Raw genomic sequence first — 17243 nt, forward strand, 5'->3', positions numbered from 1 at the left:
AAGTTGTTATCTTGCAGCTGGGTGCAAGTGTAGTTGCTTAACAAATCGTTGCAGGTTTTTGACTGTGCTGCCTGGGTGGCACATCGCGAGCTACGCCCGCCTACATTATTTATTCGAGCGGTTGGTATTATCCTAGGCGCTCGCGATGCGCCGCATAAGCAGCGCCTGGTCCGACAGCCACCCATCACTCAAGACAAAGACCCGCCATGTCTCGCTATCTTGTGCTCAGCCTGTTCCTGATAACGCCCTTCGCCCTGGCCGCCACCGACACCGCCCCTGCCAGCGACCACGACCTGGCCTACAGCCTGGGTGCCAGCCTCGGTGAGCGGCTGCGCCAGGAAGTGCCCGGGCTGCAGCTCGATGCACTGGTCGAAGGCCTGCGCCAGGCTTACCAGGGCCAGCCGCCGCAGCTCGACAAGGCGCGCATGCAAGCCATCCTGCAACAGCACGACGAACAGGCAAACCATGCCGCCGAACAGGCCGAAGTGGCCAAGCTGCAAGCAGTGGAAACCCGCTTCATGGCCAACGAACGGGCACGTGCGGGGGTTCATGAACTGCCGGAAGGGGTGCTGTACAGCGAGCTGAAAAGTGGCGATGGCGCGCAACCCAAGCCCGGTGGCAGGGTTCAGGTGCGCTATACCGGCAAGCTGCCGGACGGGTCGGTGTTCGACCAGAACCAGCAGCCGCAGTGGTTCAGCCTGGATTCGGTGATCGAAGGTTGGCAGGTGGCCTTGCCGCACATGAAGGCCGGCGCAACCTGGCGCCTGGTGATTCCATCGGCGCAGGCCTATGGGGCCGAGGGCGCCGGTGACCTGATCGCGCCCTACACGCCCCTGGTGTTCGAAATCGAGCTGCTGGCGGTCGGCGACTGACGCCGGTCTTCACGCCTGCACCGCGCCCTCTTCCTTGTGCGCGTTGTGCAGCACCTCGATCAGGCAGTCTTCAAGCTCGAAGCGCTCATGCAGCAGGCTGCCAAGCTTGCCGAGTTTTTCGGCGAAACGCTCGGTGTCCTTGCATTCGCCCTTTTCGCAGTGGTCGTTGAACGCCAGCGCGATCTGGGTGATGTCGTTGATGCGCGGGTTGATTTCCTCGGCCAGCTTCAGCGCTTTCTCGTCGCCAAAGGCCTTGGCCTCGGTAACCAGTTGCTCACTGACCTCGAAATGCCAGGCGGACACATAGTCGACCAGCACGGCGCAGAAGTCGCGGCTCTGGTGCTTGTCGGCAAAGGCCGGCCTGGCGTCGCGCAAGGTACGGAAAGCCTGAACCAGCTCCTCGCGTTCCTCGAGCCAACGGTCGATCAGCTTGTGAACCCCACCCCAGCGTTCCTGGGCGTTCTGACAACTATCGAGCATGGCGATCTCTTCCCTTCTGGGTAGATGCCGCTGCACCTCGCACCACGACCGCGTAGCACAAAGGTGACATCAGCAGGACGGCATCGAGCAGTTGTGTTTTCGGTATGCGTGCTGGGAGATTATTCCCGCACGTGCTGCCCTTCAAGGTACGCAGGCGACAAAGTTCATACAAGTGTTTAATGCCTGGGTACGGCACCACTGGTCGAGCGATTGCCCCTGCCTTGCCTTGGGTCAACCCTGGGCCAGGCTGCGGAAACGATACGCCAGCAGAGCGCTCAGGGGCATCGCCGCCAGCAGCAGGAATGCCAGCAGGCTCCACTCAGGCAAGGTCAGGTCGAGAAAGCTCCAGGCCAGCGAGCTGCAGTCCGGGCCGCCGAACAACAGTTCGTGGACGGCCTTGCGCCAGGGTTGCTCGAACACATGGGAAAACGGCAGTGAACACACGTGGCCGCCGGCCACGCCCTGCAGCCACACATGCCGCCCCGCCAACAGCGCCCCCAACCCTGCGCAAGCCAATGCCGCCCGTGCGTAACGCAACAGGCCACGCAGGCCTGGGGCATGCAGCAGCGCCGCCAGGCAGACCACGGCATACACCGCCAGCAGCGCCCGTTGGCTGAAGCACAGCGGGCAAGGCACGAGGCCCACCAGGTGCTCCAGATGGAAGGATGCCCACAGCACGGCACAGGCGCCCAGGCAGGCAGGAACAAAAAATGTGCGCAGACGGGCCGGCAGCATGGGTGTTGGGGTCCGGTAATCGAAAGTGGCCTGAAACGGTAGAGGAAAGGCTGGCTTTGTTTCAAGGCACTACGGTGGCGACACGTCGCTTGAGGGGTACGGAAGTTTCTACGCGACTTGTAGGAAATTTCTTTGCAGGTCGACTGCAACCGTGGGCCCGCGGCTCAGCGCGGGCCCACGGCAGGGTCAGGCGCGTACGCCTTCGGGCAGTGGCAAGGCCAGCAAGCGTTCATCCAACAGGCCAAGGCCTTCCTGGAACAGCTGGTTACTGCGCTCGGTTTCGCCCAACCCGGCAAGCAGACGCGCCAGTTCGGCACAGGCTTCCGGGTTGCGCTCCATGCGCAGGCTGCTTTCCAGGTAATCACGCGCCTTGCCCCACAGGCGATTCTGCAGGCTCAGGCGCCCCAGGGTCAGCAGCAGGCTTGGGTCTTGCGGGTGGGCCTTGAGCCAGCCCTCGGCGGTTTGCAGCTGACGCGCCGGGTCATCGCCACGCACCAGGCCATACAGGCGTGCCAGGTGGCTCTCGTACTCGCGCTTGAGGGCGGTGCGCAGCACCTGTTCGGCTTCGCCCTGTGCGCCCACCTGGCGTAGCTGCTCGGCATAGGCCAACACCAGTTGCGGTTCCTGGCGCTGGGCGGCGGTCAACTGCTGCCAGGCACGCTCCAGGGCCTGGCGGGCGCTCTGGGCATCTTCGCCGCGGGTCGTCGCCAGGTTCAGGTTCTGGCCCCAGGCACGCTGTTCCAGCGCCGCAAGCTCGGTGGCCGGCAGCACCTTGTTCTTGCGCAGGTCCGGCAGCAGGCGGATCAACGCCGACCAGTCGCCCTGCTCCAGGTACAGGCGCTGGAGCAAGCGCAGCACCTGGTTGTTCTGCGGGTGACGCTCATGCATGACCAGCAGGGTTTCCAGGGCGCCCTCGGACTCGCCACGGTCCATCTGCAACTGCGCGTGGGTCAGGGCGATGGCAAGTTCAGCCTGGGGCTGGCGCTCCAGTGCACGCTCCAGCAGTTGGTCGCTGTCGTCCTTGCGGCCCTGCTCATTGGCTGCGCGGGCAGCACCGAGGTAATACAGCAGCGGCTGGCGTTCAGCCTCGGCGGCGCGATGCAGGTGACGCTGGGCGCTGGCCCAGCGGCCCTCGGCGAGGTCCAGCTGGCCCTGCTCGATGGCGATGCGTACGCGCCGGCTGCGGTTGCGCCGCGACCACGGGTTGACCACGCCAGAGGATGTGAGCACCAGGCCAACCCCATAGCGCAACAGCCACAGCACCACGACGATGCCCACCAACGCGGCCAGGGCGGCCCACAAGCCAGACTGGTAACGGAAGCCGCCGTAGGCGATCAGTACGTAGCCACTGTGCTTGGCCACCGCGATGCCCAATGCGGCGGCAATCACGATCGCCAGCACCGCCAGCAGGTAGACACGCTTCATGGCTTGCCCCCTTGTGCCTCGGCCGGCAGGTGGCGGCGCTGGATATAGGCCTGCACGGCCGCCAGGCTTTCACCCAGGTCCGGGGTGACCACCGACACAGGCTCTTCGGCCAAGGCATTGAGGCTGTCGAGCATGGCCTTGCTCTGTGGGTTGTCGGCATTGAAGTTGGCCAGCAGTACGCTGCGCGCATCATCCAAGGCTTTGCTGTAGACCTTGCTTTCGCCATTGAGCGCAGCCCACTGGGCCTGCTCAAGTGTCAGGCTCAGGGCCAGGCGCAGCTGGTTCAGCTGCTGGCCGGCCAGCAGCGGGCGCACGTTGTCATCGGCGTTGAAGTCGATCTGGAAATACTTGGAAATTTCCGCCCACCACTGCGACAGGCGACTGGCGCCGTCGCCGTCGGCGGTCAGGGCACCGAGGGCATCGGCGTTGCTGGCGAACTCCGGCGACTGGGCGCTGAGCTGCTGCACCTGCTCGCGCTGGGCAGCCAGCTTGAGGAACAGGCCGGTGCGATCTGGCTGTTGGGTGCTGCTTAGAGTCGCCAGGCTGCGTGCCAGTTGCTCCCGGGCGGCGAAGGCGCCCGGGTCGCTCTGCTCGCGAAGGATCTCGTCGGCGCCTTCGACCAGGGCCTTGGCGCTGGTGATGTCCTGCAACGCCGACAGGCGCAGGGTGGCCAGGCGCAGCAGGTGCTCGGCCTCGGCCAGGCGCCATTCCTTGCGGCTTTCGCCAAGCACGGTTTCCAGGCGCTGGCTGAGGCGTTGCTGGTCGCCTTGCAGTTGCGCCACCAAGCGGCGGCGGTCTTCCAGTTCACTGGCCGCCGGCAGGCTGGCCAGTTGCGCGCTGGTTTGCTGTTCACGCTGCTGCAAGGCGGCGGCGCGCTGGTTCAGCGCCTCCAGCTGCTGGCCCTGGCTCAGCTCGCTGCCTTGCAGGTGGCGTACCTGCCAGACACCCCAACCGCCAACCGCCACCCCGGCGGCGCCAACCAGCAGCGCCAGCAGGGCCAGGCCACTGCCAGCGCGCTTCGCGGGCTTTTCGGGGGCGGGTTCAACCGGCTGCTGCGCCGACGGCTGATCATTGTTGGACAAGACAGTTTCGCTCACGTATCCATCCTTTGCATGGGGGCGCCTCGCTCAGAGCTTAGCGCCTTAAGAGGCAGGTGCAGCGCTGCGCTGCACGGCTGCCAGCAAGGCCGTGGCACTGGCGCCACGGCAATCCACAACCTGTTGGGCCCCGGCGGCCCTGGCCAGTTCGGCAACCCGCGGGCTGGGCACGAACAAGGGCAGGCGCGCGACTTGCGGCCAATCGGCGGCGGCCATCAATTGCAGGTGTTCAAGACCCTGCCCACTGCTGACAACCAGCCCGTTGAGGCGTTCCGCTTCGATGCGGCGCACCAGGGTGCCCGCCGGGTATGCCGGCAGGCAGCGACGATACAGTTCCAGATATTCGACCCTAGCACCTTGCTCTGCAAGACGCTCTGCCAGCAGTTCGCGACCTCCCACGCCACGGGCAATCACCACATGGGCGGCGGGCGCGGCGATAGCCTCGCGCAGGCGCGGCAGCGCGAGCAACGCCTCGCTGTCGTCACCGCCCGTGGGAAAGCTCACTTGCAAGCCCGCGGCCTGCAGCACCGCCGCCGTCGCTTCACCCACGGTGAACCAGCCTGTGGCGGGCGCTTGCAGCCCTGCCGTGGCCAGGTTTTCAAGGAGCAAGCGGGCTGCTGGCTTGCTGACCACGATGATCGCCTGGCACTGCGCCAGGCCGGCCAGCTGCTGCCGGCCCTGCAGCGCCACCGGCTCGATGGCCAGCAGCGGCAGGCAACTGCTCGCCACACCGGCAGCGGCCAGGCTCTGCGCCAGTGCTGCGCAGTCCTCGACGGGCCGGGTCAGCAGCAGGCGCCAGGCGCTCACGGGTGCCCGGCCTCGCCGTACACTTCCTTGAGGATGGCTTCGGCGCCCTGGCCCAGCAGGGCTTCGGCCACTTGCTCGCCAAGGGCCTGCGCCGCTGCGCGCGGTGCGCGGGCATCGGCCACCAGCAAGGTGCCGCCGCTGGGCTGGCCAACCAGGCCGCGCAGCCACAGCTGCTCGCCTTCAAGCACGGCGTAGCAGGCAATCGGAACCTGGCAGCCGCCATTCAGGCGTTTGTTCAAGGCCCGCTCGGCCACCACCCGGTCGGCGGTATCGGCATGGTGCAGCGGAGCCAGCAAGGCGTGGATTTCGCTGTCAGCGCTGCGGCATTCGATGCCCACGGCGCCCTGGCCGCCCGCTGGCAGGCTGTCTTCGACGCTGATCGAGTCGGTGATGCGGTCTTCGAAGCCAAGGCGAATCAGGCCCGCTGCGGCAAGGATGATCGCGTCGTACTCGCCGGCATCGAGCTTGGCCAGGCGGGTGTTGACGTTACCCCGCAGGAACTGGATTTTCAGGTCGGGCCGGCGCGCCAGCAACTGGGCCTGGCGGCGCAGGCTGGACGTGCCGACCACGCTGCCGGCCGGCAGTGCGGCGAGGCTGGCGTAGGTGTTGGAGACAAAGGCATCACGCGGGTCTTCACGCTCGCAGATGCAGAACAGGCCCAGGCCCTCGGGGAAATCCATGGGCACATCTTTCATCGAATGCACGGCGATGTCGGCTTCGTTGTCCAGCAGCGCGGTTTCCAGTTCCTTGACGAACAGCCCCTTGCCGCCGATTTTCGCCAGCGGTGCATCAAGCAGCTTGTCGCCACGGCTGACCATGGGCACCAGGGTCACCAACAGCCCCGGATGCGCCTGTTCAAGGCGGGCTTTGACGTAGTCGGCCTGCCACAGGGCCAAGGCACTTTTACGGGTGGCAATGCGGATTTCGCGAGTGGACATGAAACGCCCCGATGCAGAGAAATGCCGCCGATGATAACAGCATCAACGGCATCGCTTGCAGATACGGATCAACAGACCCGGCGCGGCGCCTGCCAGGGCCGCGCAGGTTCACAGGCCGGCGAAACGGCGGTCAGAGGGTTTGCATCATCTTGCGCACACCCGCCACATGCCGGCGGCTGACGGTCAGGGCATCGCCGTCCAGGCCCTTGAGGAACAGCTGGAAATGCCCCAGCGGCGTGCGCTGCAGGCGCTCGATGCGTTCACGGGCCACCAGGGCATTACGGTGGATACGCACGAAGCGTTCGCCAAATTCATCTTCCAGGGCCTTGAGCGGTTCGTCGAGCAACACTTCCCCGGCTTCGTGGCGCAAGGTCACGTATTTATGGTCGGCAATGAAATAGATCACCTGGGGCAACGGGATCAATTCGATGCCCTTGCGCGTGCGCGCACTGATATGGCTGCGCGGGTTGCCGCCTTCGCTGCCCGGCCGGGTCAGCGCCGCCAGTTGCGCACGGTTGGGTTTTTCCGCCTTGCGCAGGGCGTCGCGCAGGGCCTGGGGTTGGATCGGCTTGGTCACATGGCTGAGCGTACTGTCCTTGAAGGCCTCGGCGCCGTATTCATCGTCGCCGGTGCAAAACACCACCGACGGCGGCGCCTCGCGCTCGCACAGGCGAGCGGCAACCTGCAGGCCATCCAGGCCCGGCATGCCGATGTCCAGCAGGACGACATCGGGCTTGAGGCTTTCGATCAGAGCCAGGGCCTCCTCGCCGTTGGTGGCGCTGGGCTCCAGCACGGTGTACCCCTCCAGTTCAGCGAATAGCCGCGTCAGGCGTTCACGGGCTTGGGGTTCATCATCAACGATCAGGACATTCATAATTGCTCTGGATTCCTGAGTGAGTCTCACGGGTATAGCGTAGACAAGAGCAGGTCGAGCGACACTGCGGTCACGCTCTAGACCGATACGAAGGCCAAAGATTCACTGAGCCGGCAGAATCGCTGCCAGTCCTCTGTCCAACTGTAGACGGTCCGTGGAACACTGCCGTTCAATCGTTGAATATCGTCATCGCCCGCCTGCATTGATGTTTTCCACCGGTTTCTGTCGACCGACGCCCTGCGGTAGCAGGCCCAACCCTGCTATTATCGGCGCCACTTTTTCGTTCACGCCTGCAATGAGTGAATCCATGAGCACCGACAAGACCAATCAGTCCTGGGGCGGCCGCTTCAGTGAGCCCGTCGACGCCTTCGTCGCCCGCTTCACCGCCTCGGTCGACTTCGACAAGCGCCTGTACCGCCACGACATCATGGGTTCGATCGCCCACGCCACCATGCTGGCGCAGGTCGGCGTGCTCAGCGACGCCGAGCGCGACACCATCATCGATGGCCTGAAAACCATCCAGGGCGAAATCGAGGCCGGCAGCTTCGACTGGCGCGTCGACCTCGAAGACGTGCACATGAACATCGAGGCCCGCCTCACCGACCGCATCGGCATCACCGGCAAGAAGCTGCACACCGGCCGTAGCCGCAACGACCAGGTGGCCACCGATATCCGCCTGTGGCTGCGCGACGAAATCGACCTGATCCTGGCCGAAATCACCCGCCTGCAGCAGGGCCTGCTGGAGCAGGCCGAGCGCGAAGCCGAAACCATCATGCCTGGCTTCACCCACCTGCAGACGGCCCAGCCGGTCACCTTCGGCCACCACCTGCTGGCCTGGTTCGAAATGCTCAGCCGCGACTACGAGCGCCTGGTCGACTGCCGCAAGCGCGCCAACCGCATGCCCCTGGGCAGCGCCGCGCTGGCCGGCACCACCTACCCGATCGACCGTGAACTGACCTGCAAGCTGCTGGGCTTCGAAGCCGTGGCCGGCAACTCGCTGGACGGCGTTTCGGACCGCGACTTCGCCATCGAATTCTGCGCTGCCGCCAGCGTGGCGATGATGCACCTGTCGCGCTTCTCCGAAGAGCTGGTGCTGTGGACCAGCGCCCAGTTCCAGTTCATCGACTTGCCCGACCGCTTCTGCACCGGCAGCTCGATCATGCCGCAAAAGAAGAACCCGGACGTGCCGGAACTGGTGCGTGGCAAGAGCGGCCGTGTGTTCGGCGCGCTGACCGGCCTGCTGACCCTGATGAAAGGCCAGCCGCTGGCCTACAACAAGGACAACCAGGAAGACAAGGAGCCGCTGTTCGACGCCGCCGATACCCTGCGCGACTCGCTGCGGGCCTTCGCCGACATGATTCCGGCCATCAAGCCCAAGCACGCGATCATGCGTGAAGCGGCCCTGCGCGGTTTCTCCACCGCCACCGACCTCGCCGACTACCTGGTACGCCGCGGCCTGCCGTTCCGTGATTGCCACGAGATCGTCGGCCATGCGGTGAAGTATGGCGTGGACACCGGCAAGGACCTGGCCGAGATGAGCCTGGACGAACTGCGCCAGTTCAGCGACCAGATCGAGCAGGACGTGTTCGCCGTGCTGACCCTGGAAGGTTCGGTGAATGCCCGTAACCACATTGGCGGAACCGCACCGGCCCAGGTGCGCGCCGCCGTGGTTCGCGGCAAGGCCCTGCTGGCTTCGCGCTAAGGCCCATTGCGCAAGCCCGCCCCTACACCCTGTAGGAGCGGGCTTGCCCCGCGAAGGCCCCAACGCCGACTTCAGCGCTTGCCGCTGCGCACCATCTCCAGAAACGCCGGCATCGCCGCGTCCTTGTCTGCCACCACGCGCGCCATGTGCGGGTGCTCGCCCATCAGTTGCAACAATGCCTTGGCCTGGGGGAAGTCCGCCAGGAAGTCGATGCCCAGTACCTTCTTGCCCACCGCACAGGCCAGGTCGACCGAGAAGCAGAACATCAAGTCGGCCACAGTCAACTGCTCACCCGCCACATAGGGGGCAAACCGCCCATTGCGCTTGAGCGTGGCAAAGCCTGCCAACAGCTCGGCACGCGCACGCTCCTTGATCAACGGCTCGACCGCCGCACCAAAGAAGGCCTCTGCATAGCAGGTACGTGCTGGCAGCTCGATGTACAACTCGATCTCCTTGAGCAGTTCGCGCACCTTGGCCTGGGCAAATGGGTCGCTCGGCAGCAGCGCCTTGCCGCCCAGGGTTTCCAGGTAGTCGAGGATCACGCTGGTTTCGCTGAGGAAACCGTGCTCGGTTTGCAGCACCGGCACCTTGCCCCGCGGGCTGACCGCTAGCGCCTGGGGCGCCTGGCCGCCATAGAACGCGACCTCCTCGAAGGGCAGGCCCTTCTCCAGCAGGGCCAGCTTGACCATGTTGTAGTAGTTGCTGACCGAGAATCCGTGAAGCTTGAGCATGGGGTAACAGCCTCCAGGCCGTGTGGGGATGGCTGGGCTGTTATAGCCCCTGGGCGTTTTCCTGACCAGCGTCATGCACCCCGTCGATGGCCAGGCATTGCCGGCGCGGGCGTGGCACACTGTGCGTCCCACCACAGGAGCCGCGCCATGAGCGAGCACGACGACATCGAAAACGACGACGAAGCCTTCGCCGAGGCGACACTGACCGAAGCCATCGAAAACCAGATTGAAAGCGGCGAGCCGCCAGCGGCCAAGGCCACGTTCAACAAGCTGACCCTGGTCGGCTACGAGCGCGAAGACATCCTCAACCTGATGGCCCACGTGCTGGCCATCGAGATCGACAACATGCTCAAGGACGACCGCGCCTTCGACGGCCAGTGGTACGAAGCCGCCCTGCGCGCCCTGCCGGAGCTGCCGCCTGAGGCAGATCAAGGCGACGACGAATAAGCCGACTACACTCCAGGGTCAGGCACCGCTGGCGGTGCCGCCATCCTTGTCTGGAAGTCAGGAGTCGCCATGTCCTTCACCCCCGAACTGATCGCCGAACTGGAAGTGCTTGCCCTGTTCAACCTGGACAACCACCAGGAAGGCATCAAAGTTGGCAGCAATGCTTCGCCCGCCTTGATCGCCGCGGCCAAGCGCCTTCATGAAAAAGAGCTCACCGACCAGCCCGATGGTGGCTACCTCACCAGCCTCGGGAACGATGCGGCTGAAAGCGTTCAACTGTTGCTTAGCATTCTTAAAACGCCACAGCCTGCTTGATCCTGTGCTGGCCTCTTCGCGGGGCAAGCCCGCTCCTACAGGCGCCGTCCTTTGTGTAGGAGCGGGCTTGCCCCGCGAAGAGGCCTGACCACGCGTTAGAAAAATGACGTCAAAAACCCATTCAGCGCTTATCCCACTGCCCCACTCAGGCTAAACTCGCCACAGCTCCCCCGGCCCGCCCTGAGTGCCCCATGAACCACCCCCACGAAATCCGCCCCGACCTCGACCAAGGCATCGACCGCAAGGTGCTGGCGACGCTGCGTGCGCGTTTTCTGCATATCAACCAGGGCCGCCTGGAGCGGGCCATGGAAGGCCTGTCGACCCGCCAGCAACTGGTGCTGACCCTGTTGCCGCTGCTGTTCCACGTCAACCACCCGCTGCTGCCCGGCTACGTGTCCGGCGCCACCCCAGCTGGCGTGGCCGGCTTCGAGCCCGACGCCGAACGGGTTGCCGAGGCCCAGCGCCTGGCCCGCTCGTTCGCCTACAAGGCCCGCCACGGCAACCCGCCGCGGCCGATCCACGGCCTGTTTTTGATGGGCAGCCTGGGCTCGCTGGCCCAGGCCGAGCAAAGCGACATGGACCTGTGGGTATGCCACGCCCCAGGCCTGGACGACACCCAGCGCGACGAACTGCGGCGCAAGTGCCAGCTGCTCGAAGCCTGGGCCGCCAGCCAGGGCGCCGAGGCGCACTTCTTCCTGATCGACCCGCAGCATTTCGCCCAGGGCCTGCGCGACGGCCAGCTGAGCTCCGACGACTGTGGCACCACCCAGCACTACCTGCTGCTCGACGAGTTCTACCGCACCGCCATCTGGCTGGCCGGGCGCACACCGCTGTGGTGGCTGGTGCCGGCGTATGAAGAGCACAACTACCAGGGCTATGCCGAAACCCTGCTGTCCAAGCGCTTCATTCGCAACCAGGATGCCCTCGACCTTGGCCACCTGGCGCACATTCCGCCTGGCGAATACGTGGGGGCCGGCCTGTGGCAACTGTTCAAGGGCATCGACTCGCCCTACAAGTCGCTGCTCAAGCTGCTGCTGACCGAGGTCTATGCCAGCGAACACCCCAACGTGCGCTGCCTGAGCCTGGACTACAAGCAGGCGGTGTTCGCCAACCAGCTCGACCTCGACGAGCTCGACCCCTACGTGATGGTGTACCGGCGCATCGAGCGCTACCTGCAGGCCCGGGGCGAAACCGCGCGCCTGGAGCTGGTGCGGCGCAGCCTGTACCTGAAGGTGAACAAGAAGCTCAGCGGCCTGGAGCGCAACCGCAACCACGGCTGGCAACGCCAGCTGCTGCAGCGCCTGGCCGATGAGTGGGGCTGGGACGAGCGCCAACTGGCGCTGCTCGACAGCCGCAGCCAGTGGAAAGTGCGCCAGGTGGCCGTGGAGCGCCGGGAACTGGTGGCCGAGCTCAACCACAGCTACCGCTTTCTCAACCAGTTCGCGCAGCAGCAGAACGCCAGCACCCGCGCCGACCAGCGCGACCTCAACGTGCTGGGCCGGCGCCTGTACGCCGCCTTCGAGCGCCGCGCCGGCAAGATCGAAGCGATCAACCCAGGCATTGCCCCGGACATCGCCGAAGACACCGTCACCCTGGTGCACTCGCCCAACCGCAAGGAACCCGGCAGCCATCACTGGGGCTTGTACAACGGCAACCTGGGCACCCATGAGTGGGAGCACTTCAGCCCGATCAAGCGCTGCCGCGAGCTGCTGGAACTGCTGACCTGGGCCCACCGCAACGGCGTCATCGACAGCAGCACGCGCCTGGCACTGCACCCAGGCGACAGCGACCTGACCGAGTTCGAGCTGTTCAACCTGGTCGGCAGCTTGCAGCAGGGCATCCCGCTGCCCCTGGAGGGCGTTGGCGAAGTACGCCTGCTGCAACCGAGCGTGGCCGACGAAATCCTGCTGCTGGTCAACGTCGGCGTCGACCCACTGCGCCACCACCGTGACCTGAACATCATGATGACCACCGAGCGCACCGACTCGCTGAGCTATGCCGGGGTACGCGAGAACCTGGTGCTGACGCTCGATCAGGTCACCCTCAACAGCTGGAACGAAGTGCTGGTGCAGCGCTATGACGGCGAGCACGCGCTGCTGCGTTGCCTGCGCGATTTCCTCAACAGCCTGGGCCAGCGCAGCCACCGCCCGCGGGTGCGGGTGCGCTGCTTCTGCCACAACCGCGCCCAGGCCATCAGCCAGCGGGTGGAGGAGATTTTCGACACCGTGCAATTGCTGCTCGACCAGGGCCGCAACCACCGCTACGTGCTGCAGGTGGCCCAGTACACCCACGTGCTGGAGTTGCTGCCCGGCCAGGTCAGCCTGGCGACCCTGGCCGGGCATGAGGCCGTGCTGGGTTGCCTGGGCGAGGAGCGCAGCACCTACAGCCCGCTGTACCTCGACGCCAACGCCCTGCAGGACCACGACCTGCCGCTGGTGCTGGCACAGGAGCAGCCGGGTTGCATCCAGGTGTTCTACCGCCTGTTCGACGGCTGGGCCGACCTCTACGTGCTCGACGAGTACAACGCGCTGTGGCAGCAACGCCTGCCGCTGCACGATGAAAACCACCTGCTGCTGCCGCTGCAGCGTTTCCTGCGCTCGGTGCTGATGCGCCACGATGCACGCCTGCCGCTGGACTGCCTGCAACAGGCTTCACTGGATATCCACTACGGCCAATTGCTGCCAAGCGGGCCAGGCAAGGCGCGCAGCGTGGAGCCACGCCCGGCACCGAGCGATGCCAGTGACCAGCCGTACTACGAGGTTCAGGCCATCCTGCAGGCCGGTGCGGGGGATGAGGTGCATGTCACGCTGTATTGCGACCAGCTGGAGTTCTCCGAGCTGGACCATGGCGAGCAGCTGTATGAGGTGGTCGCCCGGCAGATCCTCGGCCAGCGCCGCAGCGCCGGGCACTACCGCTGTTACATCACGGACCTGGATTTGTCCGAGCTGCTTGAAGACGAGCAAGGCTCGACCAGCCTTTACCTGCGCTACAAGCGCGAGCTGGAGCAGGCGCTGAACGAGGGGTTGGCGAAATTGCACGCCACGTTGGAACCTTAGATAAAGCCGGGGCTGCTTTGCAGCCCATCGCAGGCAAGCCTGCTCCTACAAGGGTATGCGATCACCTGTGGGAGCGAGCAAAGCTCGCGATGGGGCGCAAAGCGCCCCCAAGATCTCAAAGGTCGAAATCCCCAGCAGCCTCTGGCTGATACTCCACATCCAGCAACTCAAGCTTCAGGGTCTTGCCCCCCGGCGCCGGCCAATCGATCTGCTCGCCCACCGACAACCCCAGCAGCGCACAGCCAATCGGCGCCAACACCGACACCTTGCCCTCGCCGCCAGCATCCTTGGGGTACACCAGGGTCAGGTGGTAATCCTTGCCACTGGCCAATTCACGGCAATGCACCCGCGAGTTCATGGTGACCACGCCCGCCGGCACTTCCTCATGCCCAACCACCTGCCCGGCACGGTCCAGCTCCTCCTGCAAGGCAAGCACGCCCGGGGCGCTGTCATCGAGGCTGTCGATCAGGCGCTCGAGACGCTGTACGTCCAGTCGGGTGAGGATAAGGGAAGGCTTGGTGCTCATGATCCAGTCAGACTCCTTTGAACAGGCGATTTTGCACAGGCAGATAAAGCAAAACCCCGCCCAAGGGCGGGGTTTGTCAATGCTTTCGCGTCGGTGACGCACAACCCGACACTACCACAGCCGGGCAAATACTCAAGCCCGCGCGCGCAGCGCCTGGGCCTCGCGGCAGATCTGCCGGCGCCGCTCGTCATCGGCCGAACGCCACTCGCGAATGTGCTCGACATGCCGGTGGCAACCGGTGCACACCCGCTGTTCGTCCAGCCGGCACACGCTGATGCAGGGCGACGGCACTGCGGGGCTGACATTGCTGTAGAGCGGCTTGGCTGGCCGCGCCGGAGTGCTCATGTCAGATCTCGTCGAAGTCCAGCTTCTCGCCGGCCCGCTCCCAGACGATACGCTCGAGCATTTCACCCAGCAGCTCTTCGCTTTTCTCGCACACCCACTTGCCGCTTTCTTCGTCGTAGTCGAAGTGGAAGCCGCCGGAGCGGTCGGCCAGCCACAGCTGGCGCAGCGGCTCCTGGCGGCTGAAGATCAGCTGGGCGCCGCCTTCGAACTTGATGGTGAGAACACCGCCGGAGTTCTCCATGTCCAGGTCCAGGCCGCTCTCGTCGAACAGGTCTTCCAGGGCCTGTTGGGTCGCGTCGACCAGATCATGGAAACGCGCTTCGCTCAAACTCATTGCAGGAACCTCGAAATTGACTGCTTCACGGGCAAGCCGGGCAAGATACGGGCGCCGAGCCCTGAATGCAAAGGCTAGCGACTGCCTGCAGCGGCCTCTTGGCGGGCAAACCCGCTGCCACAGGGGGGCCAGTGCCGGCACAGGCAACACCCAAGCATAGCCCGCCCGACGGACCGGCTCTTGCATAGGCAAGCCGCCGGTCGCTCGGTATACTCGGGCGCAATACTGCATATTTCAAAGGATTTCACCCATGAAGCGCCTGATTTCCTCGCTCGCGGCGCTGGTCGCGGTTGCCTGCCTCGTTTCGGCCTGCGGCCAGAAGGGCCCCCTGTACCTGCCTGAAGATGGCAAGGACGGCAAAGGCCCGAAAAAATCGCACCAGCACCAGCACGCCCCTGCGGTCCAGCCGCAAGATGAGCAGCCGATCCAGCCCGAGCAGTCGCCAGAGCAGTAAGGAAATCAGATGAACGCTTTCAACTACCGCGACGGTCAACTGTTCGCGGAAGGCGTGGCCCTCTCGGCCATCGCCGAACGTTTCGGCACCCCTACCTACGTGTACTCGCGCGCCCACATCGAGGCCCAGTACCGCAGCTACACCGATGCCCTGCAAGGCACCGAGCACCTGGTCTGCTTCGCCGTCAAGGCCAACTCCAACCTCGGCGTGCTGAACGTCCTGGCGCGCCTTGGCGCAGGCTTCGACATCGTCTCCGGCGGTGAGCTGGAGCGGGTGCTGGCCGCCGGCGGCCGTGCCGACCGCGTGGTGTTCTCCGGCGTGGGCAAAACCCGCGAAGACATGCGCCGCGCCCTGGAAGTCGGCGTGCACTGCTTCAACGTCGAATCCACCGACGAGCTTGAGCGCCTGCAAGTGGTGGCTGCCGAGATGGGCAAGGTCGCGCCGATCTCGCTGCGGGTGAACCCGGACGTCGATGCCGGCACCCACCCGTACATTTCCACCGGCCTCAAGGAAAACAAGTTCGGCATCGCCATTGCCGACGCCGAAGCCATCTACGTGCGCGCCGCGCAATTGCCGAACCTGGACGTGGTCGGTGTCGACTGCCACATCGGCTCGCAGCTGACCACCGTCGACCCGTTCCTCGATGCCCTCGACCGCCTGCTGGCCCTGGTCGACCGCCTGGCCGAGTGCGGCATCCACCTGCGCCACCTGGACCTGGGTGGCGGTGTGGGCGTGCGCTACCGTGACGAGGAGCCGCCACTGGTGGCCGACTACATCAAGGCCATCCGCGAGCGCGTCGGCACCCGTGACCTGGCCCTGGTGTTCGAACCAGGCCGCTACATCGTGGCCAACGCCGGCGCCCTGCTGACCCGCGTGGAATACCTCAAGCACACCGAACACAAGGACTTCGCCATCATCGATGCGGCGATGAACGACCTGATCCGCCCGGCCCTCTACCAGGCCTGGATGGGTGTCAGCGCGGTCACCCCACGTGAAGGTGAAGGCCGTGCCTACGACCTGGTCGGGCCGATCTGCGAAACCGGCGACTTCCTCGCCAAGGAGCGCGTGCTGAACCTGGCCGAAGGCGACCTGCTGGCCGTTCAGTCGGCGGGCGCCTATGGTTTCGTCATGAGCTCGAACTACAACACCCGTGGCCGTTGCGCCGAGATCCTGGTCGACGGTGACCAGGCCTTCGAAGTTCGCCGCCGCGAAACCATTGCCGAACTGTACGCTGGCGAAAGCCTGCTGCCGGAGTAAACCCATGCTGCTGCGCTTTACCAAGATGCATGGGCTGGGCAACGACTTCATGGTTCTCGACCTGGTCAGCCAGCACGCGCACATCCAGCCCAAGCATGCCAGGCAATGGGGTGACCGCCACACCGGTATCGGTTTCGACCAGCTGTTGATCGTCGAGGCGCCGAGCAACCCGGAAGTGGACTTCCGCTACCGGATCTTCAACGCCGATGGCTCCGAGGTCGAGCAGTGCGGCAACGGTGCGCGCTGCTTCGCCCGCTTCGTGCTGGACAAGCGCCTGACCGCGAAGAAGCGCATCCGCGTGGAAACCAAGGGCGGCGTCATCGAGCTGGACGTGCAGAACGACGGCCAGGTGTGTGTCGACATGGGCCCGCCGCGCTTGATCCCGGCTGACATCCCCTTCGTCGCCGACGCCCAGGCCCTGAACTACCCGCTGGAAGTCGACGGCCAGGTGCATTCGATTGCCGCCGTGTCCATGGGCAACCCGCACGCCGTGCTGCGCGTCGATAACGTGGACACCGCGCCTGTGCATGCGCTGGGCCCGAAAATCGAGCACCACCCGCGCTTCCCACAACGGGTGAACGTCGGCTTCCTCCAGGTCATCGACCGCCATCGCGCCAACCTGCGCGTGTGGGAGCGCGGTGCCGGTGAAACCCAGGCCTGCGGCACCGGCGCCTGCGCCGCGGCCGTGGCCGCGATCAGCCAGGGCTGGATGGACTCCCCAGTGGCCCTGGACCTGCCCGGTGGCCGCCTGAACATCGAGTGGGCCGGCCCCGGCAAGCCCGTGTTGATGACCGGCCCGGCCGTGCGCGTCTACGAAGGACAGGTTCGTCTCTAAGCGAGTAACCGCC

At 65.3% G+C, this 17243-nt stretch carries 19 protein-coding genes; 8 read left to right on the plus strand and 11 right to left on the minus strand.

Features of this window, described 5'->3' with window-relative positions; genetic code table 11:
• Window positions 1–206: 206 nt before the first annotated feature.
• The gene (locus F3J45_RS13060) at window positions 207–872 is read left to right on the plus strand and encodes an FKBP-type peptidyl-prolyl cis-trans isomerase (protein ID WP_167062865.1); all 666 of its coding nucleotides are present in this window, start codon (window positions 207–209) and stop codon (window positions 870–872) included.
• Between the two features lie 9 nt (window positions 873–881).
• On the opposite strand, the gene rsd is transcribed toward F3J45_RS13060, so the two are convergent.
• From rsd to F3J45_RS13090, 7 genes are all read right to left on the minus strand, one after another.
• Window positions 882–1352 carry a sigma D regulator gene (gene rsd, locus F3J45_RS13065; protein ID WP_167062867.1) on the minus strand — a complete coding sequence of 157 codons (471 nt, stop codon included), beginning with the start codon at window positions 1350–1352 and terminating at the stop codon, window positions 882–884.
• A 231-nt stretch (window positions 1353–1583) separates the two neighbouring features.
• Entirely contained in the window at window positions 1584–2087 is a 504-nt protein-coding gene (locus F3J45_RS13070; RefSeq protein WP_167062870.1) for a disulfide bond formation protein B, read from the minus strand.
• Between the two features lie 186 nt (window positions 2088–2273).
• Window positions 2274–3512, minus strand: coding sequence for a heme biosynthesis protein HemY (locus F3J45_RS13075; RefSeq protein WP_167062872.1), 1239 nt, complete (start codon window positions 3510–3512; stop codon window positions 2274–2276).
• Window positions 3509–4609: a uroporphyrinogen-III C-methyltransferase gene (locus F3J45_RS29850; protein ID WP_205299762.1), complete on the minus strand. Its 1101-nt coding sequence runs from the start codon at window positions 4607–4609 to the stop codon at window positions 3509–3511. The genes F3J45_RS13075 and F3J45_RS29850 overlap by 4 nt, the downstream gene beginning before the upstream one ends.
• A 45-nt stretch (window positions 4610–4654) precedes the next feature.
• The gene (locus F3J45_RS29855) at window positions 4655–5416 is read right to left on the minus strand and encodes a uroporphyrinogen-III synthase (RefSeq protein WP_205299763.1); all 762 of its coding nucleotides are present in this window, start codon (window positions 5414–5416) and stop codon (window positions 4655–4657) included.
• On the minus strand, window positions 5413–6354 hold the full coding sequence (gene hemC / locus F3J45_RS13085) for a hydroxymethylbilane synthase (RefSeq protein WP_167062874.1): 942 nt from the start codon (window positions 6352–6354) through the stop codon (window positions 5413–5415). The genes F3J45_RS29855 and hemC overlap by 4 nt, the downstream gene beginning before the upstream one ends.
• A gap of 130 nt (window positions 6355–6484) precedes the next feature.
• Window positions 6485–7228, minus strand: coding sequence for a LytTR family DNA-binding domain-containing protein (locus tag F3J45_RS13090; RefSeq protein ID WP_167062877.1), 744 nt, complete (start codon window positions 7226–7228; stop codon window positions 6485–6487).
• Window positions 7229–7535: 307 nt separating this feature from the next.
• Here F3J45_RS13090 and argH point away from each other — a divergent pair, with 307 nt between their 5' ends.
• Window positions 7536–8930 (plus strand): argininosuccinate lyase, encoded by a 1395-nt coding sequence (gene argH, locus F3J45_RS13095; protein ID WP_027916957.1) that lies wholly within the window; start codon window positions 7536–7538, stop codon window positions 8928–8930.
• Window positions 8931–9001: 71 nt separating this feature from the next.
• On the opposite strand, the gene F3J45_RS13100 is transcribed toward argH, so the two are convergent.
• Window positions 9002–9661 (minus strand): glutathione S-transferase, encoded by a 660-nt coding sequence (locus F3J45_RS13100; protein WP_167062880.1) that lies wholly within the window; start codon window positions 9659–9661, stop codon window positions 9002–9004.
• A 147-nt stretch (window positions 9662–9808) separates the two neighbouring features.
• Here F3J45_RS13100 and F3J45_RS13105 point away from each other — a divergent pair, with 147 nt between their 5' ends.
• The 3 genes from F3J45_RS13105 to F3J45_RS13115 all read left to right on the plus strand — a co-directional run bounded on the left by F3J45_RS13105 (window position 9809) and on the right by F3J45_RS13115 (window position 13479).
• Window positions 9809–10108: a hypothetical protein gene (locus tag F3J45_RS13105; RefSeq protein WP_167062883.1), complete on the plus strand. Its 300-nt coding sequence runs from the start codon at window positions 9809–9811 to the stop codon at window positions 10106–10108.
• Window positions 10109–10177: 69 nt separating this feature from the next.
• Complete coding sequence (locus F3J45_RS13110) at window positions 10178–10423, plus strand: TIGR02647 family protein (protein ID WP_167062886.1); 246 nt, start codon at window positions 10178–10180, stop codon at window positions 10421–10423.
• A 191-nt stretch (window positions 10424–10614) separates the two neighbouring features.
• Window positions 10615–13479 (plus strand): class I adenylate cyclase, encoded by a 2865-nt coding sequence (locus F3J45_RS13115; RefSeq protein ID WP_167062889.1) that lies wholly within the window; start codon window positions 10615–10617, stop codon window positions 13477–13479.
• A 115-nt stretch (window positions 13480–13594) separates the two neighbouring features.
• Here F3J45_RS13115 and rnk read toward each other — a convergent pair whose 3' ends face one another.
• From rnk to cyaY, 3 genes are all read right to left on the minus strand, one after another.
• Window positions 13595–14005 (minus strand): nucleoside diphosphate kinase regulator, encoded by a 411-nt coding sequence (gene rnk, locus F3J45_RS13120; protein ID WP_167062891.1) that lies wholly within the window; start codon window positions 14003–14005, stop codon window positions 13595–13597.
• 132 nt (window positions 14006–14137) lie between these two features.
• Window positions 14138–14350: a DUF1289 domain-containing protein gene (locus F3J45_RS13125; protein WP_167062896.1), complete on the minus strand. Its 213-nt coding sequence runs from the start codon at window positions 14348–14350 to the stop codon at window positions 14138–14140.
• Between the two features lies 1 nt (window position 14351).
• Complete coding sequence (gene cyaY / locus F3J45_RS13130) at window positions 14352–14684, minus strand: iron donor protein CyaY (protein ID WP_167062899.1); 333 nt, start codon at window positions 14682–14684, stop codon at window positions 14352–14354.
• Between the two features lie 250 nt (window positions 14685–14934).
• On the opposite strand from cyaY, the gene F3J45_RS13135 reads away from it, so the two are divergent.
• The 3 genes from F3J45_RS13135 to dapF are packed head-to-tail and all read left to right on the plus strand — an operon-like array spanning window position 14935 to window position 17230.
• The gene (locus F3J45_RS13135; protein ID WP_167062902.1) at window positions 14935–15138 is read left to right on the plus strand and encodes a lipoprotein; all 204 of its coding nucleotides are present in this window, start codon (window positions 14935–14937) and stop codon (window positions 15136–15138) included.
• Window positions 15139–15147: 9 nt separating this feature from the next.
• Complete coding sequence (gene lysA, locus F3J45_RS13140; RefSeq protein ID WP_167062905.1) at window positions 15148–16395, plus strand: diaminopimelate decarboxylase; 1248 nt, start codon at window positions 15148–15150, stop codon at window positions 16393–16395.
• A gap of 10 nt (window positions 16396–16405) precedes the next feature.
• Entirely contained in the window at window positions 16406–17230 is an 825-nt protein-coding gene (dapF, locus tag F3J45_RS13145; RefSeq protein WP_205299788.1) for a diaminopimelate epimerase, read from the plus strand.
• Window positions 17231–17243: the final 13 nt, after the last annotated feature.

This window comes from Pantoea sp. Ap-967, from assembly GCF_011752565.1.
Lineage (GTDB): Bacteria > Pseudomonadota > Gammaproteobacteria > Pseudomonadales > Pseudomonadaceae > Aquipseudomonas.